We start from the raw sequence: 21,999 nt of genomic DNA on the forward strand, positions 1-21,999 counted from the left end.
CGATTAACTTTCGTTACAGGCTTTTTTAATACGTTCTTTATAACTATCAATTTTCTGTGGTGTCATCATATGATGTTCATCATCTAATACCACGCCATTGACATCATCAGCGATACGTTGGGCTGTTTGTAGCATTAACTTGAAATTTTGTTGATTATTGCCGTGTGTTGGTGCAACCATAAAAATTGACACACCTGGTGTAGTAAATTCATGCATGGTTTCCGGATCTAAATAACCTGGGCTAACCATATTAGCTAAACTAAACAAGATAGGGCCATTACCTGCCGGGTCAAGGTGACGGTGGAATATTTTCATATCGCCAAATTGAAATCCTGATTGCATTATACTGGCAAGTAGGACATCGCCTTGTAATAATTGTCCTTTTAGACCTGTCACGTTTAATACAATAATCTCCATTGGATTTTCTTCGGTATAATCCACATTGAGTTTTTCTTGTTTATAGCTTTGTTCATTTGCCTTAGCCGTGTTTACTTCACTGCTAACACGCTGTTCAGCTTGCTTATTGATTTTTGGTTCAGTTACCGGTGAGTCTTCAAATATCTCTTCTTTAAAGTTTACTGTAGATTGAGATTGCTCGTCATCTTGTTCTTTATCTTCTTGAATATCATCAATAAATAAATCGACTTGCTGAGGTGTATTTTCGATTCTTTCTTCTTTTGGCGTCTCTTCTTGAGCCGTTTCTTCAACCGTTTTATTTTTCGGATTAAGTAAAATCACATCATCTTCTTCATTATTGTAAATATCTTCGAGTGCTTGAGTATTTTGCGGGACTTTATCCTTTTGGTCCGATTTAAATAGGGAAGAACGTTCTTTTTTATTGATCCAAAATCCATGAATCAATAGAGCAATAATGACCAAGGACGCAACAACAATTAGAACAATACGTAAATTATCCATAATACCCATCTCAGATTTAAATTAAATATAGACTCAAATTATTCAATAATGTTATTGAATAAAACTGATTTCAGAGTTTAACAATGTTAAATTTTTTACTATTTATTAGTAAGCTATATTCGTACAAACTATAGCAGCTATAGTTATTAGTATAACATTTTATTTAAAATACTTTAATAGCACGAAAAATCAATAAATATATTACTTTATTTCTAGAAATAATGATAATAGATAAAATAATTTTTTTATTCCTTGTTTTTCTAATGCTAATTTTTAGAACTCTGTGCTATTAACTTGTAAAGATACTTACAATCTATGCATATTTTTTGTAAAATCCTCGGTTACTTTTAAATAAGATTTATTGTTATTAAAAAAATAATTATTAAGTTTACTGAGGTCATTTTTATATGAGATTTAACAAACTATTATTAACCGTACCAGTTGCAATAACTAGTCTGTTTCTACTAACGAGTTGTGATAATGGTAAATCGCAGGGCGGTAATAATCAAATTCCAAAGGTAACCGTTTTTAAAGTGGAACCGCTAAACTACACCTTAAAAATAAATTTACCAGGACGCGTTGTTGCATCTCAAATCGCTGAAATTCGACCTCAAGTCAGTGGGATTGTATTAAAACGTGAGTTTGATGAAAGTTCTAATGTGAAAGCCGGACAGTCGCTTTATCAAATCGATCCTGCCATTTATCAAGCCAATTATGATAGCGCAGTTGCAAACGTTGCCAGCGCAAAAGCTAATGCCAAAATTGCTCAACTTACTTTAAAGCGTTATGCAGGTCTATTGACCAGTAAGTCAATCAGTCAGCAAGAATACGATAAAGCAAATGCTGATGCTCAACAAGCAGAAGCAAGTGTATTGGTCGCACAAGCTGCTGAGCATGCTGCTAAAGTGAACTTAGATTATACTAAAGTTTACTCGCCAATTGATGGTTATATCGGTCGCTCAAGTGTCACTGAAGGGGCTTTAGTTTCTGCGGGACAATCAGCGCCGTTAGCTTTAGTTCAGCAACTTGACCCAATTTATGTTGATATGACAGAAGCGGCGACTCGTTATAACAAATATCTTCAAGACCAAAACGTGATCTATGAACCGGCTAAAGGCAATAATGTTGAACTATTTTTTAATGACGGTTCTAAATATGCAGAGCCAGGAAGCATTAAATTTTCAGACATGACGGTTAATGAAACTACCGGTACCGTAACGTTACGTTCCCAATTCCCTAACCGTGAAGGCAAAATCTTACCGGGCATGTTTGTTAAACCACAAATGACGCTAGGGTATATACGAAATGCAGTACTGGTACCGCAACAAGGTATTACCAGTAATGCTAAAGGTCAGTACACAGCTAAAATCTTAAAACCAGATTATACAATTGAATACCGTCAAGGTATTAAAGTTTACACCGGTATCGGCGGATACTGGATCGTGACCGAAGGAATTAGTATTGGTGAACAAGTCATTACAACCGGGTTATTAAATTTAACCGCAGTTGAATCTGGTAAACCAATGCAAGGTTTAGTTGTTGGTACGCCGGCTACACTCACTCAAGAACAGTTAGATAATATCATCGAAAACAGCGTGAAATAAAACAGGGGTAGATTTAATTATGGCTAAGTTTTTTATTGATAGACCTGTTTTTGCATGGGTAATTGCTATCATGATGATGCTCGGCGGCGCTTTATGTATAAAGCTGTTAGCTGTTGAACAATATCCCGATATCGCACCACCAGCTGTTACTGTCTCTGCTGTATATCCGGGCGCTGATGCTCAAACAATTGAAAATACCGTTACTCAGTTAATTGAACAGAATTTAACGGGATTAGATAATTTAATTTATATGAAATCAACCAGTAGTGCTCAAGGGGTTGTGCAAACTACCCTTACTTTTGCGCCTGGTACTAGTCCTGACTTTGCGCAGGTGCAAGTGTTAAATAAAGTTGAAAGTATTAAATCACGGCTACCTGAAAGTGTGCAGAAAAATGGTGTGTCAGTTGCTAAAAATAATACTAACTTTCTAAAAGTTATCGGTTTTTATTCAACCAACCCACAAAAAACACAAGCAGATATCGCAGACTTTGTTTATTCAACCGTACAAGATCCTATACGACGGGTACAAGGTGTAGGTGATACTCAGTTATTTGGCTCTGAATATGCGATGCGTATTTGGCTTGATCCGAATAAATTGACCTATTTTAATTTATCAATTGAAGAAATCACTACGGCTATTCAAGCGCAAAATGCGCAAGTAACAGCAGGTCAGCTAGGTGCTTTACCGGCAACTGACGGTCAAGAACTTAATGCTACTATTACAGCTCAATCACGGTTAAAAACACCTGAACAGTTCCAAAACATTCTTGTTCGTGTTAATACTGATGGCTCGAATGTGTTGTTAAAAGATGTGGCAAAAGTTGAAATCGGTGCTGCTGATTATAATTTTATTTCTCGTTATGACGGTAAACCGTCTGCTGGTTTAGGTATCTATTTAGCAACGGGTGCAAACCAATTAGATACTTCTGAACAAGTTGATAAGAAAATTGAAGAATTATCGAAAATTTTCCCTGAAGATATTAAATTTGCTTATCCGTACGATACAACACCTTTTGTTAAGTTATCTATCAGTAACGTAATCCATACATTAATCGAAGCAATAGTTCTCGTTGTTATTGTAATGTATGTATTTTTGCAAAACCTTCGCTCAACGCTGATACCGACAATTACTGTACCGGTTGTGTTGTTAGGTACTTTCGCAATCTTGTATATTTGTGGATTTACCATAAATACTTTATCCATGTTCGCCATGGTGTTGGCAATCGGTCTATTGGTCGATGATGCTATCGTCGTTATCGAAAACGTTGAACGTATTATGCATGATGAGGGACTTTCTCCTTATGCAGCAACGGTTAAATCAATGGAACAGATTACGTCTGCTTTAGTTGGGATAGCGGTCGTATTATCTGCGGTATTTGTGCCAATGGCATTTTATGGTGGTGCTGCTGGGGGAATTTATCGTCAGTTCTCAATTACCATTGTAACGTCAATGTCGTTATCTGTTTTAATGGCCATTGTGTTAACGCCAGCGCTTTGTGCTCAAATTTTAAAAGCGCCAAATAAAAGTAAGAATAAAAAAGCGACATTTGGCGAAAAATTATCAAATATCCCGCCATTTAGTTGGTGTGCACTTGCCACTAAATGGTTTTTTGAGCGTTTCAACCGAGTTTATAGTTTCAGCCTGCACTATTATGAAAAAGGCGTAATTAAATTCATTCGTTTCCCGCTGGTATCGTTTGTTTGTTATATTTTAATTATTGTAGGTTTATTCTTCGGATTTAATCGATTACCTACAGGATTTTTACCTAACGAAGACCAAGGTGTATTGATTGTCATGGTTGAATTACCACCGGGGTCAACATTAGAACAGACAATGGGCGTTTTGAATAAAACATCTAAATTCTATATGGAACAAAAAGCCGATTCAGTGAAAGAAATCTTTACCGTTGCGGGCTTTAGTATGGTTGGTCGTGGCCAAAATATGGGACTCGGATTTGTTCGATTAAAAGACTGGGATGAGCGTAAACGTCCGGATCAAAAAGTTGATGCTTTAGTTGGAAGTGGTTGGCAATTTGCCTCTACCATTACTGAGGGACGTGTAATTGTAGCAAATCTACCTGCGGTACCGTCTTTAGGTATGGCAAATGGTTTTTCTTATATGCTAAAAGATTCAGCTGGACTAGGTCATGATGCTTTAATGGGAGCTTTTTACCAAATATTAGGGCAAGCGTCTCATAATCCTCAACTACAGCAAGTCCGTCCGGGCAGTATGTTAGATGTGCCACAATACAAAATTAACGTTGATTTTGAAACAGCGCAGGCGCTTGGTGTTTCAGTAGGTAGTGTTAATACCGTATTATCAACGGCTTTAGGTTCAGCTTATATCGATGACTTTGTTTATAACAACCGAGTTAAAAAAGTCTACTTACAATCAGATGCGCCTTATCGTATGCTGCCAGATGACTTTAGTTATTGGCATGTTAAAAATCAAAAAGGTGAAATGGTTCCTTATGATGCATTTGCAACAACCTCGAAAAGCTATGGTTCACCTTCATTAGTTCGCTATGACGGTGTGGCAGCAATGGGCATCAGTGGATCAGCAGCGCCGGGCTTAAGTTCTGGTCAAGCAATGGCAATTATGGAAGAGTTATCTCAACAGTTACCAAAAGGCTTCTCTTTCGACTGGACTGATATCTCTTATCAAGAGCGTCAAACCGGTTCACAAACCACGACTCTTTACATTATTTCTATTATTGTTGTGTTCTTGTCATTAGCCGCATTATATGAAAGTTGGACAGTACCAATCTCAATATTATTTGTTATACCATTAGGTATTTTAGGTACAGTATTTGCAACGATGTTTAGAGGACTTGATAATGATATTTACTTCATCGTTGGTCTATTAACAACCATGGGTTTATCGGCTAAAAATGCAATATTGATCGTAGAATTTGCTAAAGATGCATTAGAAAAAGAAGGGAAATCGCTTATCGATGCAACCCTTGAAGCATGTCGGTTACGCTTGCGACCAATTTTAATGACTTCTTTCGCCTTTATTTTAGGTGTATTACCATTAGCATTGAACACCGGAGCCGGTTCGGCAAGCCAAAATGCGGTTGGTACCGGGGTAATTGGTGGTATGTTAACGGCAACATTCTTAGCAATATTCTATGTTCCGTTATTCTTCTTGTTTATTACCAAACTATTTACTAAACATAAAAATAAGGTGGTATTACCAAGTAACCTATCAAAATCAGCAGATAAAAGTAATCAATAAATGCATTCCCAGCTTAAAGTAGGGAGTGCATTAACAAGTTAATTGTGATTTTATTTTTATCAATCTAATTGCAAAGCACCAATAATATTGGTGCTTTTTTTATTTCATTTTTGTAGTAATCAAATAAATTGAAAATAAGTTATAGCCATAAAGTCTAAGCTCAACAAATTGTATGCGTAAATGGTAGAGTATGTAAAATAAGCGTTGATTTGAATAACAAGAAAAAGATCTAGCATTGTTGTGATTAGATAAATTGAAAATCACCAGTGTTAAATGATAAATAATAGGGCATTACATTACTTGAGTGATTTTATTAAGTGTTGTCCCATATGCGCATGAGTGATGGCTATTGCTAAAGCATCGGCCGCATCCGCTTGCGGGCTAGCGGGTAGTTTTAGTAATAATTTGACCATATGTTGTACTTGCTTTTTATCGGCAGCGCCGGTGCCAACCACACTTTGTTTGACTAAACGAGCCGCATATTCAAAAACCGGTAAATCATGATTTACCGCAGCGACAATCGCTGAGCCTCTTGCTTGTCCTAACTTTAAAGCCGAGTCTGCATTGCGAGCCATAAAAACTTGCTCGATTGCAAACATATCCGGTTGGAATTGAAGGATAATTTCGCTTACACCCGCATAAACGCGTTTTAAGCGAGTAGGTAAGTCATCGACAGCAGTACGAATACAGCCACTGCCAAGATAAGTTAATTGTCGTCCCGTTTGACGGATTACACCGTAACCGGTCAAACGAGAGCCGGGATCGATGCCAAGAATAATGGCCATTAGAGCGTAGCTGCAACCTCGTCAGATACTTCACCATTATGATACACTTCTTGAACATCATCACAATCTTCAAGCATATCAATTAAGCGAAGTAATTTAGGCGCAGAGTCGACATCAAGATCTACTTTAGTCGCTGGAATCATTGATACTTCTGCCGATTCAGCTACTAATCCTGCTGCATCTAACGCATCTTTTACTTCACCAAAAGATTCAGGTGTTGTAAATACATCAATTGCACCATCATCATAAGTTACAACATCATCAGCACCAGCTTCAAGCGCTGCGTCCATAACTTGATCTTCATCAGTACCACTAGGATAAGAAATTACCCCTTTTTTAGTAAATAGATAAGATACTGAACCGTCAGTTCCAAGATTGCCGCCTGTTTTAGTAAATGCATGACGCACTTCTGATACTGTGCGATTACGGTTGTCACTTAAACATTCAACCATAACAGCTGTACCCGCTGGACCATAACCTTCATAAATAATGGTTTCCATGTTGGTGTCATCTTCACCACCTACACCACGAGCAACAGCACGATTCATCGTGTCACGTGTCATATTATTTGAAAGTGCTTTGTCCATTGCGGCACGTAAGCGAGGGTTAGACGCTGGATCGCCACCACCGATTTTGGCTGCGGTTACAAGTTCACGAATAATTTTTGTAAAGATTTTACCGCGCTTAGCATCTTGTGCCGCTTTGCGGTGTTTGGTATTGGCCCATTTACTATGACCTGCCATAAAATTCTCCAGATTAAAATATTTAAAAATCGCTACATTTTAACAAACTTTTGTCTAAAATTCATTATCATTATGTTCATTCCTTTTTAACAGTCAAACATAGAGCTATTTTTAATCAAAATTTAATTAAAAACGCGATATTTTAGTGGGATAACAATTAAATAGCCGATGCTAATTATTAGTTTACCCTCATAACTAAACCTATTTTATCGTGTTTATTCATGATTTTTTCTATAACTGAATCCATTCAGATTGATCCAGATCACAAGTTTGAATTTTTTACTATTGCCATAAACAATTTTTACAAGGATGATGTGTTATCGAAACGTTTCGATAGCAACTAAACGGATTATTTAAAGGATTATATTATGCATAAAGGGCAATTATTTAACTCAGAAATTGTTCAGGCTCTTTCCAAAATGGGGCATACCGATCAAATAGCTATTGGTGATGCGGGTTTACCCATTCCTAACGCAGTTCAACGAATTGATTTAGCATTGACCTATGGTATACCAACGTTTATGCAAGTTTTCGAATCATTATCAAAAGAGATGCAAATTGAAAAAGTCATTTTGGCGCAGGAAGTTATTGCCCAAAACCCAACTATTCATAACAAAATATTAAAGCAACTAAAAAAGATCAAACAGACTCAACAAAGCAGTGTTGAGATCGTTTATGTCTCACATGAAGAGCTAAAACAACAAACTCATCATTGTAAAGCGGTTATTAGAACAGGTGAATGCACCCCCTACGCTAATATAATTTTACAATCAGGTGTAATTTTTTAATTTTAAATAGTCAAACATTGATGAGTACGTTATGAACGACAACCTATTAGAGCTTACCAATATTCATAAATCTTTTCCTGGTGTTAAAGCATTATCCGGGGCGAGCTTAAATGTTAAAGCCGGTCAGGTTATGGCTTTGATTGGTGAAAATGGTGCGGGTAAGTCAACACTGATGAAAGTGTTAACAGGAATATATAAAAAAGATGCTGGCGACATTATCTATTTAGGCAAAGCAACTAATTTTAATGGACCAAAATCGTCACAAGAAGCCGGAATCGGTATTATTCATCAAGAACTCAACTTAATACCGGAACTCACCATTGCTGAGAATATATTTCTAGGGCGAGAATTTACCAATAAATTTGGTTGTATTGACTGGAACAAAACCTACGCCCAAGCCGATAAATTATTAGCGGAGCTACATCTAAAATATGATAGTCGACGTTTGATAAGTGATTTATCTATCGGTGAGCAACAAATGGTTGAAATAGCCAAAGTGCTAAGCTTCAATTCTAAAGTTATTATCATGGATGAACCGACTGATGCCTTAACGGATACTGAAACGGCATCACTGTTTGAAGTCATCAGAAAATTAAAACAGCAAAATTGCGGTGTAGTTTATATTTCGCATCGGCTACAAGAGATTTTTGAAATTTGTGATGCAGTAACAGTGTTACGTGACGGCCAATTTATTGGCGAAAAAAAGGTGAGTGAATTAACTGAAGATACCTTAATTGAGATGATGGTTGGGCGAAAACTTCAAGATCAGTATCCTCGAATCGATATTCAACGTGGAAAAGAGACACTATCCGTTAAAAACTTAATCGGTAATGGTGTAAATGATGTCAGTTTTTCGCTGCATGAAGGTGAAATACTCGGTATTTCCGGACTTATGGGCGCCGGGCGAACAGAGTTAATGAAAATGATTTATGGCGCTAATCCGGCAAAATCGGGAACGATTGTTTTAAATGGTAAAACAATTAAGACTCAAACACCTAAAGACGGATTAAATCATGGGATTGTCTATATCTCAGAAGATCGTAAAAAAGATGGATTAATCTTAGGTATGTCGGTGAAGGACAATATGTCACTTAATGCTTTAAGCTATTTTGTTAACCCCTTTAAAAAACTGCGATTGATAGATGAACAACAAGCGGTAGATGATTTTGTTGGCTTATTTAACATCAAAACCCCGTCAACTAATCAAATCATCGGTTTTTTATCCGGTGGTAATCAGCAGAAAGTTGCCATTGCTAAAGGGCTAATGACCCGTCCAAGTATATTAATTCTCGATGAACCAACTCGTGGGGTAGATGTTGGCGCCAAAAAAGAGATATACCAACTGATTAACCAATTTAAACAACAAGGATTAAGTGTCATTTTGGTTTCATCTGATATGCCCGAAGTGCTCGGTATGAGCGATCGTATATTAGTAATCCACGAAGGAAAAGTAACAGGTGACTTTTCAATAAGTGATGCAACACAAGAAAAACTTATGGCAGCTGCCGTTGGAAAAAATATAGGAGAGAACTGATGCTGCAAAATAAAACGCTCAAGAATTTTTTAGTTGAGCAAAAGTCATTAATTACTTTACTAGTGCTAATTGCGATTGTGTCGTGTTTAAGTGATAACTTTTTTACCTTAAACAATTTTTTTAATATTTTACAACAGACATCAATCAACGCCATTATTGCAGTTGGAATGACATTAGTTATCTTAACCTCAGGTATTGATTTGGCGGTCGGGTCAATTTTTGCTTTAGCCGGCGCTTTAACCGCTTCGATGATTAGTTCGGATATTTCACCCTTTATAGCTATCTCAGCATCATTAATTATTAGTGCGCTATTAGGTGCTTTTTCTGGTGTGATTATTGCTAAAGGGAAATTACAAGCCTTTATTGCTACATTAGTCATGATGCTTATTTTACGTGGCGTAACACAGGTTTATACCAAAGGAAGCCCAATCTCTACCGGCACCAATGATAATTCAGAAATATTTGAATCTATTGCCTTTGGTCGCATTTTTGGTATTCCTGTGCCAATATTGATAATGGCATTAGTATTTATTGCGGCATGGTATTTACTCAAATATACCCGTTTAGGTCGTTACATATATGCATTGGGCGGCAATGAGGCGGCAACACGGTTATCTGGCATTAATGTTGATCGTGTGAAAATTATTGTCTATGCGCTTAGTGGATTATTGTGTGCTCTAGCAAGTACTATTGAAGTATCCAGACTCTCTTCGGCTCAGCCTACTGCTGGTACTGGTTATGAAATGGATGCTATTGCTGCTGTCGTACTTGGTGGGACAAGTATGTCAGGTGGACGAGGTAAAATTTTCGGTACATTAATTGGGGCACTCATATTAGGTTTCTTAAATAATGGACTAAATATGTTAGGCGTCGATGCTTACTATCAAATGATTGTAAAAGGCGTGGTTATATTATTAGCGGTTTTGGTGGATAAAAAAAACAATAAGTAGTTGTGTTAAAAAAGAAGTAAATTTTAGGAGAATGTGATGAGTTTAAGAAAGATTTTGGCGACCGTTGTCGGCGTGGCTATGAGCTTTAGTTTAGTTTCTCAAGTATGGGCTAAAGAAAATATAGCATTGATTGTTTCAACACTTAATAATCCGTTTTTTGTTACCTTAAAAGAGGGTGCCGTTCAAAAAGCGAATGAATTAGGTTATGATTTAGTCGTGTTAGATTCGCAAAATAATCCGGCAAAAGAGCTGGCAAATGTAGAAGATATCCTAGTTAAAGGCACCAAATTAATCTTAATCAATCCTACTGATTCTGAGGCGGTTGGTAATGCTGTTCTTGCTGCAAATAAAGCAGGAATACCCGTTATCACGCTTGATCGTACGGCAAGTAAAGGCGAAGTTGTTAGTCACATTGCGTCTGATAATGTCGCTGGTGGTAAAATGGCGGGTAATTTTATCTTTGAAAAGTTAGGCGCTAGTGCAAAAGTGATTCAACTACAAGGCATTGTAGGCACTTCAGCATCACGTGAAAGAGGGGAAGGATTCACTCAATCAATCCAAGAAAACAACCTGACTTTGTTAACAGCGCAACCGGCAGATTTTGATCGTGCTAAAGGGATGAATGTTATGCAAAATCTATTAACAGCTTATCCGAATGTTCAAGCGGTGTTTGCTGAAAATGATGAAATGGCTTTAGGAGCGATGCGTGCTATTCAAACCGCCGGAAGAAACGATATTTTAGTTGTTGGCTTTGACGGCACCGAAGACGGTATTAAGTCAGTTTCACGTGGTAAACTAGGTGCGACGGTGGCTCAACAGCCGAACGAGATAGGGGCTATGGGCATTGAAATTGCTGATAAAGTGATAAAAGGCGAAAAAGTAGCAACTCAAGTTCCGGTTGAGCTCAGACTTGTTACTCATATAAATGATTAAAAGGCAAATTAATGTGTCCTTTGGTTATAGCATTAGGAAAATACGAATGAAGGGTAAAAAATTAATTGTTTTAGGTAGTGTTAACGTTGACCATATCTTAAATGTACCTGCATTTCCACAACCGGGTGAAACTTTATCCGGTTCAAACTACCAAATATCATTTGGTGGTAAAGGGGCGAATCAAGCGGTAGCAGCAGGGCGCTTGGGAGCAAACATTCAGTTTATTGCAGCGGTCGGTAATGACCAATTAGGTAAGCAGATTAAACAACAGTTACAAGAGGATAATATTGAGACTTGTTCGGTTTCAACTATTAATGGTGAAAATACCGGTGTTGCTTTAATATTAGTTAATCAACAAGGTGAAAACCAAATAGCGATTTATGCTGGTGCTAATTCTGCGGTAACGCCAGAATATTTACTTGAATTTAAAGATGATATCATTCATGCTGATGCGATTTTAATGCAACTTGAAACACCTTTAGCTACCATTAAACAAGCCGCTAAACTAGCTAAGGCGCATAATACGCAAGTGATTTTAAATCCGGCTCCGGCGCAAAAATTATCTGATGATCTGCTTAAGCACATCGATATTATTACGCCAAATGAAACTGAAGCAGAACATTTAACCGGTATTAAAATTGTGACTGAGCAAGATGCTCATCATGCGGCCAATGTATTGCATGATAAGGGCGTTACTACCGTTATTATTACGTTAGGTAGCAAAGGGGCTTGGGTCAGTTCATCTGGTGTTGGTGAATTAGTCGCAGGCTTTAAGGTTGATGCAGTCGATACCATTGGTGCCGGCGACACATTTAATGGCATGCTTGTGACCGCACTTTTAGACGGCAAGCGTTTAAATGAAGCAGTTATATCTGCCCATGCTGCTGCGGCATTATCTGTCACTAAACCTGGAGCACAAACATCCGTTCCAACCCGTAAACAGGTAGATGAGTTTCTTCAATTACAAGGTAAATAACTGATGAGAATAAAAAATTGGCAACAATGAAAGATATCGCAAAACTTGCGAAAGTATCAACATCAACTGTCTCTCATGTTATCAATAACGATCGCTATGTAAGCCCGGCTGTTCGGGAAAAAGTTGAACAGGCTATCGCACAGTTAAATTACACGCCATGTGCGATAGCTCGCAGTTTGAAAAGCAATAAAACGTATACTATTGGTATGTTAGTGACGAGTAGTAATAACCCATTTTATTCCGAAGTAGTACAAGGTGTTGAACGAAGTTGCTATGAACTGGGTTACAACTTGATATTATGCCACACAGAGGGCGATCATCAACGTATGCTCGATAACATAGAACATTTACTGCAAAAGCGGGTTGATGGTCTATTGGCGATGTGTACGGAAACCCACTCAATTCCACAGCAGATATTTGCACGTTATCCGAAACTCGCTATGGTTATGATGGACTGGACGCCTTTTAGTGGTATTTGCGATACCATTCAAGACAACTCTTTTTATGGTGCAACTCTTGCTACCGAGTTTTTAATATCAAAGCAATATCAACGCATTGCTTGTATCACAGGTCCTTTGAATAATACCCAAGCTCAGTCACGGTTGCAAGGTTACCGAAAAGCGATGCACGACGCTAACTTAGCTGTTTTGGCGGGGTATGAAGCTCAAGGGGATTTTCAGTTTGCTTCGGGCATTGTTGCGATGCAAAGCTTGTTAGATCTTGCCACTCGCCCGCAGGCGGTATTTTGTTGTAATGATGCAATGGCAATCGGGGCTTATCAAACACTTTATCGTAATGGTTTGGTGGCGGGTAAAGATATTGCCATTATTGGCTATGATGATATTGAAATCGCCCAATACATGACACCGCCATTAACAACCATTCATCAACCTAAAGAAGAGCTTGGACAATTAGCGGTTGAAACCTTATTAAACCGGCTACATAACCCTACCGAACTTCCGCATAAACTGACATTGACGCCAACTTTAATCTTGCGTTCATCGGTTTGATGTTTATTTTCCAATATTGAGTCATAGAATGATTAAGGCTCATAAATAATAAGTGACAAAAAAAGCGCCTTTTGATAGACGCTTTTAATTCATAGTTTAATTTGAATATGCTAAAAGTATCGACTAACTCATACCATATTGTTTTAATTTTTTACGTAAAGTACCACGGTTGATACCAAGCATATTGGCAGCTCGGGTTTGATTGCCACGTGTGTATTGCATAACCATATCAAGGAATGGGTGTTCAACTTCCGCTAGCACTAATTCATATAGATCAGTAGGATCTTCACCATTTAATTGAGATAAATAGTTTTTCAAAGCTTGTTTTACTGAATCTCGCAAAGGTTTTTGTGTTATTTGGTCTTGAGAGTTTACAGTTGTAAATTTAAGTGCTGCAGCTGTAACGCGTTGTTCTGACATAGTATTTTTAACTCTTTTGTTTGTTTCTAATTTGACTAAAAAATGCTTTTAGTGTAGCTACTTGCTCACTTGTATTGCTAAGTACACTAAATAAGCGCCTGAATTGATCGCTATCAGCATAATTCTTGGTATACCAATTTACATGCTTTCTGGCAATCCGTAATCCTTTGTATTCTCCGTAAAACTGATAAAGATCTTCAAGATGTGTTAATACAATCTGTTCTACTTCTTCAATCGTTTTATCTTTTTGTAACTGTCCATGTGTTAAATAGAATGCAATTTCTTCAAATATCCAAGGTCGCCCCTGTGCCGCTCGGCCGATCATTATAGCATCAGCTTGCGTATATTTAAAAACTTCTTTTGCTTGTTCGGGAGTACAAATATCACCATTAGCAATGACAGGAATCGTTACATTTTCTTTCACTGCTTTAATAGATTCATATTCTGCCACTCCATTGAACAAACAAGCACGTGTTCTGCCATGAATAGTAATAGCCTTTACGCCACAATCCTGGGCAATTTGTGCGATTTCAATGCAATTTCTATGATTTTTATCCCATCCAGTCCGAGTTTTTAAAGTTACTGGTACATCGACTGCACCAACAACTTTTTGCAAAATCGTTTTAATTAGTGCCGGATTCTGCATTAACGCAGAACCTGCTAATTTTTTATTTACTTTTTTAGCCGGGCACCCCATATTGATATCAATAAGTTGTGCGCCATGTTTGACATTAAATTCTGCTGCTCTTGCCATTTCGTCAGGATCTGAACCGACAATTTGAACAGCCCTTATCCCAACATCATCCGATGAAATCATGCGTAATGAAGATTTATCTGTATGCCAAACATCAGAATTTGCCAAAAACATTTCTGACACGGTCATGCCAGCACCAAATCGATAACACAAATTACGAAATGGTCTATCGCTGACTCCGGCCATTGGTGCGGCAATTAAATTATTCTTTAATGTCACATCACCAATACTTAGCAAATTAAAGCGGGCTATATTACGCATTTTTTTTCGAAGATAAAAGGGGATAATGTCAAATTTTTACTTTTTTTTACCAGTTATTCGGCACCACTCTTCTTGTTCAACAATCGGATCAAGTTCAAAGTGGGCTTGATAGTGGTCATAAACGCTTTGGGATTGTGATTCTAAAATACCAGATAAACCTAAATTTCCGCTTGATTTCACAAGCTTGCTAATATTTGGCTCCAATTCCTTGAGCGGTCCAGCTAAGATGTTAGCAACAACGACATCAGCTTGTAAATTGTCGGGTATATCTTTAGCTAAATAGAGCTCCAATTGCTCACTGACATTATTGCGCATTGCATTGTCACGGCTTGCTTGTATTGCTTGTGGATCAATGTCAATACCAATTACCCGTTTGGCGCCTAATTTGAGCGCTGCAATTGCTAAAATACCAGATCCACAGCCATAATCAATCACTATTTTATCAGTTAGATCTAAACTATCTAGCCAAGTTAAACATAACGCCGTAGTTGGATGTGTGCCGGTGCCAAAAGCTAAGCCGGGATCAAGCATGACATTTACGGCATTAACATCGGGCACTTCACGCCAACTAGGGCAAATCCATAAACGCTTGCCAAATTGCATTGGATGAAAGTTATCCATCCATTCACGTTCCCAATCTTTATCCTCTAGCTGTTCAATTTTATAGGAAAATTGCGCTAGATTTAACATTGCTTTTAACTCTTCAATATCTGTTTGCGCATCATATAAACCAACGACATCGGTATTTCCCCAAAGTTTGGTTTCACCGGGTAGCGGCTCAAATACCGGGGTATCATAAGTATCTTGAAACGTGACAGATACAGCCCCTGATTCTTCCAATTGTTCGCTAATGCTTTCTGCTAAGTCGTTTGTAGTATTAATTCTCAGTTGAATCCAAGGCATAATTTTTTCCTGTGTTACCAAACTTGTTGGCAATAATAAAGGTTATCAATCCAATTATTAAAGATGGCACAATTGGATGAAAAGAGTAAATTTTAATATCATAAGCGGCAAGTAGCGTATAACTTATCGCACCGGCAAACATTGAGCAAAGTGCACCGGTTGCGTTGGCTTTTTTCCAATACAGTCCTAAAACTAAAGGCCATAAAAATACGGCTTCAAGCCCACCAAACGCTAATAAATTTAGCCATATTATCATTTCTGGCGGTTTCCAAGCTGCTAAAATCAGTAGCCCGCCAAAAATAAATGTAATTGCAATTGAGATGCGAGTTAGCACCTTATCACTACAGTTGGTATTTGGTTTAATACTTAAAAACAGATCTTTAATAATAACAGAAGATATTTGCAATAGTTGTGCATTAATAGTCGACATGATTGCTGCAAGCGGTGCAGCCAAAAAGATCCCTGCCGCAAGAGGCGGTAACACGTTGATGATCAATGTCGGTACAATTTGATCCGGAATGGTTAAATCACTAATAATTGCCCGCCCAAGCGCACCGGATAGATGCATGGTTAACATAATAATAGTGACCACAATTGTGCCGATAATAATACCTTGATGCACTGCTTTGCTATCTTTATATGCCATACAACGCACAGCGGTATGCGGTAAGCCAACTACACCAAAACAGACTAATACCCAAAACGAGGTCATAAAAGGGAAGTCCATAAAATGATTTGGACCTTCCGGCGTTAATAAGGCTGGATCAATTTCATATAAACGCTCAACAATAGCGGTGATACCACCGCCGGCATAAATGATGGCTATCAACAGTAAAATAGCGCCAATAATCATCACTAAACCTTGAAAAGCATCGTTTAAGATACTGGCTCTAAATCCACCAAACGCCGTATAAATGACCGTACCTATGCCGAAAATTAATAATCCAATGTCGTAGGGGATCCCAACTGAGGATTGAAGTAAGCGAGCTCCGCCGACAAATTGCACAGTCATTGCGCCAACAAATGCAACCACGAGTGTAATACTTGCAAACCAAACAATCATTTTACTTTTATAATGTGCATAGAGCATGTCACTTAATGTAATGGCATTATATTTACGCGCTAAAATAGCAAATTTTTTGCCCAATATACCAAGCGAAAGCAAGACCGTTGGCACTTGAATCATGGATAAAAGCACCCAGCCAAGACCATATTTATAAGCCGCACCAGGGCCGCCTATAAATGAACTGGCACTGATATAAGTGGCCGCTAGCGTCATGGCTAGCAAAAAACCGCCCATGGTTCGGTTACCAATAAAATAATCGGTAAATTGATTAACTTTTTTCCTTTTTGTGTAAGCATAAATTGAAAGTGCAAATACAAAAATAAGATAGATAACCAGAGGAAGAATAATATCTAAATGCATTGTTTAATCACTTAGTTTGTTCCAGAGAGATATTTTTAAATTGAGATTTTACAATAATAAAGCACAATAAAATAAAACCAACAGGTGCCAATATACACGATAATTCAAACCATAATGGCAGACCTAATAAGCCCATTTTATCCTTAACGCAGTAAGCGCCAACACTCCATGCAATAAGATAGAAAATAGTTAATAGCAATGAAAGTTTTGCTTCTTTATTTGCTTGCTTATAACGTGTATCCATATTTAAGTTTTGGCCTATTCATTTTGGGTGGCTTAGAGTAAAAGAAAGTATTTAACTTAGCAAGTATATTGCAACTTATGCAACATAATATTCTAAATATATCAATTTTCGCAATTATAAATTTACTATATAGTGTAAAAAAATCGATTACCTGTTATTCAACTCATGGAGAGTATAATGTCAAACTATTTTAATACCTTAAATTTACGTGAAAAATTAGATCAATTAGGTCAATGCCGTTTTATGGCTCGTGATGAATTTGCATCAGAAGCTGATTTTTTAAAAGGCAAAAAAATTGTTATTGTTGGTTGTGGTGCGCAAGGTCTGAATCAAGGGCTTAACATGCGTGATTCGGGATTAGACATCTCTTATGCTTTACGTAAAGAAGCAATTGCTGAAAAACGAGCATCTTGGAAAAAAGCGACCGAGAATGGTTTTAAAGTGGGCAGTTATGAAGAGTTAATTCCAACAGCTGATCTGGTTATCAATTTAACACCGGATAAACAACATTCAGCTGTGGTACAAGCGGTACAACCACTTATGAAACAAGGTGCCGCATTAGGCTATTCGCATGGTTTTAATATTGTCGAAGTGGGCGAAAAAATTCGTTCTGATATTACGGTTGTTATGGTGGCACCAAAATGCCCGGGAACTGAAGTCCGTGAAGAGTATAAACGTGGCTTTGGCGTACCAACTTTGATCGCTGTGCATCCGGAAAATGATCCAAAAGGTGAAGGTTTAGCGATCGCCAAAGCTTGGGCTGCGGCAACCGGTGGGCATCGTGCTGGTGTTTTACAATCTTCTTTTGTTGCTGAAGTTAAATCAGATCTAATGGGTGAACAAACCATACTTTGTGGAATGTTGCAAACCGGATCTTTACTTTGCTTTGATAAGCTTGTTGCTGAAGGTGTTGATCCGGCTTATGCATGTAAATTATTACAATTTGGCTGGGAAACAATAACTGAAGCATTAAAACAAGGTGGCATCACGCTAATGATGGATCGTTTATCTAATCCTGCTAAGTTACGTGCCAATGTTTTGGCTAAAGAATTAAAAATTGTAATGACCGATCTTTATCGTAAACATATGGATGATATTATTTCAGGCGAATTTTCATCAACTATGATGAAAGACTGGGCTAATGATGATGCAAATCTATTAAAATGGCGTAAAGAAACTGGGGAAACCGCATTTGAAAAAGCCGCTGAATATCAAGGTAAAATTGATGAACAAGCTTATTTTGATCAAGGTGTTGTTATGGTCGCAATGGTTAAGGCTGGTGTAGAACTTGCTTTTGAAACTATGCTTGAATCCGGTATCTTACCAGAATCGGCTTATTATGAATCATTACATGAGTTACCATTGATCGCAAATACCATTGCCCGTAAACGTTTATACGAAATGAATGTGGTAATCTCAGACACTGCTGAATATGGTAACTACCTATTTTCAAATGCAGCCGTGCCGTTATTGAAAGAAAAATTCATGCCACTTTTACAAGCTGGTGATTTAGGTAAAGCGATCCCGGAAGGCAGCGTAGATAATGCCTTATTACGTGATGTTAATGATGAGATCCGCAACCATCCAATTGAGATCATCGGGCGCAAATTACGTAGCTATATGACTGATATGAAACGTATTAATGTTGCAAGTTAATTAATTTACTTTTCACTGTATAAGGCGCTTAATGGCGCCTTTTTTTATGTCTAAAAATGCTTGTCAAGAACTTTCAGAAAATATAGGTGTTTAAGTATAAAAAAGAATGATCTAAGTTGGATCCAAGATCCAATTTTAGATCCAACTTAGATCATTTGGATCCTGTTAAAATTTAATTAAAACTTTTATAAATTAAATAATTAAAAATTTTTTATTTTAATTTTATATTTATTTTTTTTAATATTTATGTTATCTTTTGCCTAATTTTAATGCAACTTAACAGGGAAACATGTCAATGAAAATGACTTTTCGACCAACAGATAGTTGGCGTTGGTTTTTTGATAGCGAATATGATAGCTTGATGCTTGAAGTTTCGTCTGATATGTTATTCCGTTCCTGCTATTCCAGTAAAATGTTGATACCCGACGTTTTTACTGAATTTTCGTTTTCGGTAGGTGATGCTACGGCTTATTATCTATTTTATGATAGTTGCCAATCTTTAGCTTTAAGTGACTCTCAAAAAATTGAATTATCAATCAATGCTATCGTAGCTTCAAATTTTTTAAAACCACAAATGCCTAAGAGTTGGTATTTTTCTCAGCAACCTATGCTGTATAATCCGAAAGTTGCTGATATTGTTGAAGTAAACTTGCAAGAATCAGGTCAGCGAGTATGTTTATTGGTTGTTGAAGCTGGTGAAAGCGCATCGCTTTGCATTATAGCGCAACCTACGTTCATTGCTATGAACAAAACCTTCTATTTTTCAGAAGCAATTAAGGTGATGAATGATAGATTAGCTTTAGCTAAGTCATTCATAAAAACAGAAAACGCCATAGCTTTGGATGATGAGCAGTTTAAATTAAAAGCTATTTCTTAATTAACTTAGTTTAAAATGGGTAGTTTACTATCCATTACCCCTTTAAAACTTATCTTTTATTGTTTAATACATGATAAAAGGATTTTTATCCGACGTTAGCTGTAAACCTATTTTTGCATCAATAAGACCTTGATCTGCTGCTTTTTGTAAATAATCCCTTCCAGCTTCCCACAAGTCTAAATGTTGAGTAAACATCCAACCGACTATGGATTGAGCATTCATATCATTATTTTTCTATTCTATAGTGATATCACCTTTTGGAACACAACTACAGGCTAAAATATGTTTATTTTGTTTAATCGCTGATTGAGTTAAAGGTTTTACATTCCCTTTTGTTAATAATACTGAGCAACGACCACATACACCAGCCCGACAAGAGTTAGGAATTGAAATATTATGTTGTTCAAGTTGTTCTAAAATTGTTTGCTGATTATTACCTTTAATTTTTTTATCTTGGAAAGTAATTGTACAAGGTTGATAGTCTTTTATTGATTCTTTAGGAAAGTTTTTAATATAGTTTTTAGCTGGTTGGCGTTCAAGTACCTCAATTTTATCACCAATCGATACAGTACCCTGATTTCGAGCAATCATATTCATACCAAAATCGATCTGCCCTTGATCATCAGATCGAAAATAACGCAAAGTATTAAGCGGCTCATTGTTGGCAAGCGGTTTAGCGGAATTGACATTGATCGTAGTTAACACACAGCGAGTGCAGGGCTTTACAATATCAAAAATCACTTCGCCAATTTTGATCGTTTTCCAGCCGTCTTCGGCAAAAGGTAGTGCGTCTTTGATAATGATATTTGCCCGAAATTGGCGAATATCTAATTTTTCCGGACACTGCTTTTGAAGATAATTAAAAGATGCTTCATTTAATAATAGATAAGGGTAGCCGTCAGCAAAACTTACCGGCACATCTTGATAGCGCTTGGTTCTGCGTGATAATTGTCGCCCAACCCAACGAAGTTGTACATCTTTGTGTAGCAGTTGACTAAAAAATTGATTCACACTAATTGGTGCTATATGTGAAGTGAAATGGTTACCCCAAACTTCTGTTGGTTCATTGCTTTTAGAAAATTCATCGAAATTAATCGTGATTGATTCATCGTACGGTGTTGAAACAACGATATTGTTATTAACAATAGCTGTTTTTAGTTTTAAAAGCTCAGGAAATTGTCTTGCAGTAATAAATGTTCCGTCAGGTTCACTAATCATCAATACACGATCATATTTAAATCCCCCTTCAACGACATTCGAGTTATTTAGGGGAATACCTGCAAGCGATTTAATAGGATAGATAAATAGTTGACTGACAGCGCTCATAATAAATAAAGTGATGAGTAAAGATGATCTTAATTGTAAACCGAATTTATCCTAATTTATAGGCAGTAGATAATACGTCTATGAATAATTGAATAACTACCTAGCTAGATCGTCTAAAACTTATCCCTAATTTTCATCGATTAAATGGTTAATATATTAAATTATTTGAGTATAGCTAATTTCTAAAATAAAAAAATAAGCTTTACCATTAGGTGTCATTACTGATATTTCATCATCAACTTTATGACCAATTAACGCTCTGGCAACAGGACTATTAATTGAAATCCAATTTTTTTTAGGATCAAATTCATCGGCTCCCACAATACGGTAAATTTGCGTGTTACCCGATTCATCTTCCAACTTTACCCATGCACCAAAAAAGACTTTGCCTTCTTGTCTTGGATCCGGATCGACAATAGTCAATATCTCTAAACGCTTAGTTAAAAATCTTACTCGTCTGTCAATTTCACGTAATCGTCGTTTTCCATAAATATATTCGGCATTTTCGCTACGATCGCCTAGTGCTGCCGCATCAGAAACAGCTTGAGTAACACGCGGTCTTTCTTCTTTCCATAAATATTTCAATTCACGATCGAGTGCCAAGTAGCCCTCTCTTGTTATATAATTAGCTTTTTGCATAATAAGATTACATT

At 37.1% G+C, this 21,999-nt stretch carries 21 protein-coding genes; 10 read left to right on the top strand and 11 right to left on the bottom strand.

Going from position 1 to position 21,999, the window contains the following annotated elements:
- Positions 1 to 3: 3 nt before the first annotated feature.
- Complete coding sequence (zipA, locus tag J3U37_RS02250) at positions 4 to 921, bottom strand: cell division protein ZipA (protein ID WP_416379973.1); 918 nt, start codon at positions 919 to 921, stop codon at positions 4 to 6.
- Between the two features lie 404 nt (positions 922 to 1,325).
- On the opposite strand from zipA, the gene J3U37_RS02255 reads away from it, so the two are divergent.
- Positions 1,326 to 2,522 (top strand): efflux RND transporter periplasmic adaptor subunit, encoded by a 1,197-nt coding sequence (locus tag J3U37_RS02255; RefSeq protein ID WP_267329814.1) that lies wholly within the window; start codon positions 1,326 to 1,328, stop codon positions 2,520 to 2,522.
- Between the two features lie 19 nt (positions 2,523 to 2,541).
- The gene (locus tag J3U37_RS02260; protein ID WP_267373099.1) at positions 2,542 to 5,760 is read left to right on the top strand and encodes an efflux RND transporter permease subunit; all 3,219 of its coding nucleotides are present in this window, start codon (positions 2,542 to 2,544) and stop codon (positions 5,758 to 5,760) included.
- Between the two features lie 296 nt (positions 5,761 to 6,056).
- Here J3U37_RS02260 and ruvC read toward each other — a convergent pair whose 3' ends face one another.
- Positions 6,057 to 6,545, bottom strand: a complete 489-nt coding sequence (gene ruvC / locus J3U37_RS02265) for a crossover junction endodeoxyribonuclease RuvC (RefSeq protein WP_220217762.1) — start codon at positions 6,543 to 6,545, stop codon at positions 6,057 to 6,059.
- Positions 6,545 to 7,288: a YebC/PmpR family DNA-binding transcriptional regulator gene (locus J3U37_RS02270; RefSeq protein WP_220217761.1), complete on the bottom strand. Its 744-nt coding sequence runs from the start codon at positions 7,286 to 7,288 to the stop codon at positions 6,545 to 6,547. The genes ruvC and J3U37_RS02270 overlap by 1 nt, the downstream gene beginning before the upstream one ends.
- A 368-nt stretch (positions 7,289 to 7,656) precedes the next feature.
- Between J3U37_RS02270 and rbsD the strand changes: the two genes are divergently transcribed.
- Genes rbsD through rbsR form a run of 6 tightly spaced genes read left to right on the top strand, consistent with a single transcriptional unit; the run spans position 7,657 to position 13,479 of the window.
- Positions 7,657 to 8,076 (top strand): D-ribose pyranase, encoded by a 420-nt coding sequence (gene rbsD / locus J3U37_RS02275; protein WP_267373100.1) that lies wholly within the window; start codon positions 7,657 to 7,659, stop codon positions 8,074 to 8,076.
- 31 nt (positions 8,077 to 8,107) lie between these two features.
- Positions 8,108 to 9,610 carry a ribose ABC transporter ATP-binding protein RbsA gene (rbsA, locus tag J3U37_RS02280; RefSeq protein ID WP_267373101.1) on the top strand — a complete coding sequence of 501 codons (1,503 nt, stop codon included), beginning with the start codon at positions 8,108 to 8,110 and terminating at the stop codon, positions 9,608 to 9,610.
- Positions 9,610 to 10,560: a ribose ABC transporter permease gene (gene rbsC, locus J3U37_RS02285; RefSeq protein ID WP_267373102.1), complete on the top strand. Its 951-nt coding sequence runs from the start codon at positions 9,610 to 9,612 to the stop codon at positions 10,558 to 10,560. Before rbsA ends, rbsC begins: the two co-directional genes overlap by 1 nt.
- 36 nt (positions 10,561 to 10,596) lie before the next feature.
- Positions 10,597 to 11,493: a ribose ABC transporter substrate-binding protein RbsB gene (gene rbsB, locus J3U37_RS02290; protein ID WP_267373103.1), complete on the top strand. Its 897-nt coding sequence runs from the start codon at positions 10,597 to 10,599 to the stop codon at positions 11,491 to 11,493.
- 46 nt (positions 11,494 to 11,539) lie between these two features.
- Positions 11,540 to 12,469: a ribokinase gene (gene rbsK / locus J3U37_RS02295; protein WP_267373104.1), complete on the top strand. Its 930-nt coding sequence runs from the start codon at positions 11,540 to 11,542 to the stop codon at positions 12,467 to 12,469.
- Between the two features lie 26 nt (positions 12,470 to 12,495).
- Positions 12,496 to 13,479 (top strand): ribose operon transcriptional repressor RbsR, encoded by a 984-nt coding sequence (gene rbsR, locus J3U37_RS02300; RefSeq protein ID WP_220217755.1) that lies wholly within the window; start codon positions 12,496 to 12,498, stop codon positions 13,477 to 13,479.
- A gap of 123 nt (positions 13,480 to 13,602) precedes the next feature.
- On the opposite strand, the gene fis is transcribed toward rbsR, so the two are convergent.
- From fis to J3U37_RS02325, 5 genes are read right to left on the bottom strand one after another with little or no spacing between them, the layout of a single operon-like run.
- Complete coding sequence (gene fis, locus J3U37_RS02305; RefSeq protein ID WP_034883623.1) at positions 13,603 to 13,899, bottom strand: DNA-binding transcriptional regulator Fis; 297 nt, start codon at positions 13,897 to 13,899, stop codon at positions 13,603 to 13,605.
- Between the two features lie 7 nt (positions 13,900 to 13,906).
- On the bottom strand, positions 13,907 to 14,914 hold the full coding sequence (dusB, locus tag J3U37_RS02310; protein ID WP_220217754.1) for a tRNA dihydrouridine synthase DusB: 1,008 nt from the start codon (positions 14,912 to 14,914) through the stop codon (positions 13,907 to 13,909).
- Between the two features lie 36 nt (positions 14,915 to 14,950).
- Positions 14,951 to 15,817, bottom strand: a complete 867-nt coding sequence (gene prmA / locus J3U37_RS02315; RefSeq protein WP_220217753.1) for a 50S ribosomal protein L11 methyltransferase — start codon at positions 15,815 to 15,817, stop codon at positions 14,951 to 14,953.
- Positions 15,792 to 17,243, bottom strand: coding sequence for a sodium/pantothenate symporter (panF, locus tag J3U37_RS02320; RefSeq protein ID WP_267373105.1), 1,452 nt, complete (start codon positions 17,241 to 17,243; stop codon positions 15,792 to 15,794). The genes prmA and panF overlap by 26 nt, the downstream gene beginning before the upstream one ends.
- A 7-nt stretch (positions 17,244 to 17,250) precedes the next feature.
- Complete coding sequence (locus J3U37_RS02325) at positions 17,251 to 17,487, bottom strand: YhdT family protein (protein WP_220217751.1); 237 nt, start codon at positions 17,485 to 17,487, stop codon at positions 17,251 to 17,253.
- 177 nt (positions 17,488 to 17,664) lie between these two features.
- Here J3U37_RS02325 and ilvC point away from each other — a divergent pair, with 177 nt between their 5' ends.
- Complete coding sequence (gene ilvC, locus J3U37_RS02330) at positions 17,665 to 19,143, top strand: ketol-acid reductoisomerase (protein ID WP_220217750.1); 1,479 nt, start codon at positions 17,665 to 17,667, stop codon at positions 19,141 to 19,143.
- 295 nt (positions 19,144 to 19,438) lie between these two features.
- Positions 19,439 to 20,020: a cell division protein ZapC gene (locus J3U37_RS02335; protein WP_220217749.1), complete on the top strand. Its 582-nt coding sequence runs from the start codon at positions 19,439 to 19,441 to the stop codon at positions 20,018 to 20,020.
- A gap of 63 nt (positions 20,021 to 20,083) precedes the next feature.
- Here J3U37_RS02335 and J3U37_RS02340 read toward each other — a convergent pair whose 3' ends face one another.
- From J3U37_RS02340 to greB, 3 genes are all read right to left on the bottom strand, one after another.
- Positions 20,084 to 20,242 (bottom strand): hypothetical protein, encoded by a 159-nt coding sequence (locus J3U37_RS02340; protein ID WP_267329823.1) that lies wholly within the window; start codon positions 20,240 to 20,242, stop codon positions 20,084 to 20,086.
- Positions 20,243 to 20,254: 12 nt separating this feature from the next.
- A complete protein-coding gene (locus tag J3U37_RS02345) occupies positions 20,255 to 21,346 on the bottom strand; it encodes a YcbX family protein (protein WP_267373106.1) in 1,092 nt (363 codons plus the stop codon).
- Between the two features lie 156 nt (positions 21,347 to 21,502).
- Positions 21,503 to 21,985: a transcription elongation factor GreB gene (gene greB, locus J3U37_RS02350; protein WP_220217746.1), complete on the bottom strand. Its 483-nt coding sequence runs from the start codon at positions 21,983 to 21,985 to the stop codon at positions 21,503 to 21,505.
- Positions 21,986 to 21,999: the final 14 nt, after the last annotated feature.

The organism is Gilliamella sp. B3172, assembly GCF_026536465.1.
Classification (GTDB): Bacteria; Pseudomonadota; Gammaproteobacteria; order Enterobacterales; family Orbaceae; genus Gilliamella.

What these genes read in the sequence shown, in the direction of transcription:
- J3U37_RS02255 (WP_267329814.1), top strand. Translation starts at nt 1,326, where the DNA reads ATGAGATTTAACAAACTATTATTAACCGTACCAGTTGCAATAACTAGT.
- J3U37_RS02260 (WP_267373099.1), top strand. Translation starts at nt 2,542, where the DNA reads ATGGCTAAGTTTTTTATTGATAGACCTGTTTTTGCATGGGTAATTGCT.
- ruvC (WP_220217762.1), bottom strand. Translation starts at nt 6,545, where the DNA reads ATGGCCATTATTCTTGGCATCGATCCCGGCTCTCGTTTGACCGGTTAC.
- J3U37_RS02270 (WP_220217761.1), bottom strand. Translation starts at nt 7,288, where the DNA reads ATGGCAGGTCATAGTAAATGGGCCAATACCAAACACCGCAAAGCGGCA.
- rbsD (WP_267373100.1), top strand. Translation starts at nt 7,657, where the DNA reads ATGCATAAAGGGCAATTATTTAACTCAGAAATTGTTCAGGCTCTTTCC.
- rbsA (WP_267373101.1), top strand. Translation starts at nt 8,108, where the DNA reads ATGAACGACAACCTATTAGAGCTTACCAATATTCATAAATCTTTTCCT.
- rbsC (WP_267373102.1), top strand. Translation starts at nt 9,610, where the DNA reads ATGCTGCAAAATAAAACGCTCAAGAATTTTTTAGTTGAGCAAAAGTCA.
- rbsB (WP_267373103.1), top strand. Translation starts at nt 10,597, where the DNA reads ATGAGTTTAAGAAAGATTTTGGCGACCGTTGTCGGCGTGGCTATGAGC.
- rbsK (WP_267373104.1), top strand. Translation starts at nt 11,540, where the DNA reads ATGAAGGGTAAAAAATTAATTGTTTTAGGTAGTGTTAACGTTGACCAT.
- rbsR (WP_220217755.1), top strand. Translation starts at nt 12,496, where the DNA reads ATGAAAGATATCGCAAAACTTGCGAAAGTATCAACATCAACTGTCTCT.
- fis (WP_034883623.1), bottom strand. Translation starts at nt 13,899, where the DNA reads ATGTCAGAACAACGCGTTACAGCTGCAGCACTTAAATTTACAACTGTA.
- dusB (WP_220217754.1), bottom strand. Translation starts at nt 14,914, where the DNA reads ATGCGTAATATAGCCCGCTTTAATTTGCTAAGTATTGGTGATGTGACA.
- prmA (WP_220217753.1), bottom strand. Translation starts at nt 15,817, where the DNA reads ATGCCTTGGATTCAACTGAGAATTAATACTACAAACGACTTAGCAGAA.
- panF (WP_267373105.1), bottom strand. Translation starts at nt 17,243, where the DNA reads ATGCATTTAGATATTATTCTTCCTCTGGTTATCTATCTTATTTTTGTA.
- J3U37_RS02325 (WP_220217751.1), bottom strand. Translation starts at nt 17,487, where the DNA reads ATGGATACACGTTATAAGCAAGCAAATAAAGAAGCAAAACTTTCATTG.
- ilvC (WP_220217750.1), top strand. Translation starts at nt 17,665, where the DNA reads ATGTCAAACTATTTTAATACCTTAAATTTACGTGAAAAATTAGATCAA.
- J3U37_RS02335 (WP_220217749.1), top strand. Translation starts at nt 19,439, where the DNA reads ATGAAAATGACTTTTCGACCAACAGATAGTTGGCGTTGGTTTTTTGAT.
- J3U37_RS02340 (WP_267329823.1), bottom strand. Translation starts at nt 20,242, where the DNA reads ATGAATGCTCAATCCATAGTCGGTTGGATGTTTACTCAACATTTAGAC.
- J3U37_RS02345 (WP_267373106.1), bottom strand. Translation starts at nt 21,346, where the DNA reads ATGAGCGCTGTCAGTCAACTATTTATCTATCCTATTAAATCGCTTGCA.
- greB (WP_220217746.1), bottom strand. Translation starts at nt 21,985, where the DNA reads ATGCAAAAAGCTAATTATATAACAAGAGAGGGCTACTTGGCACTCGAT.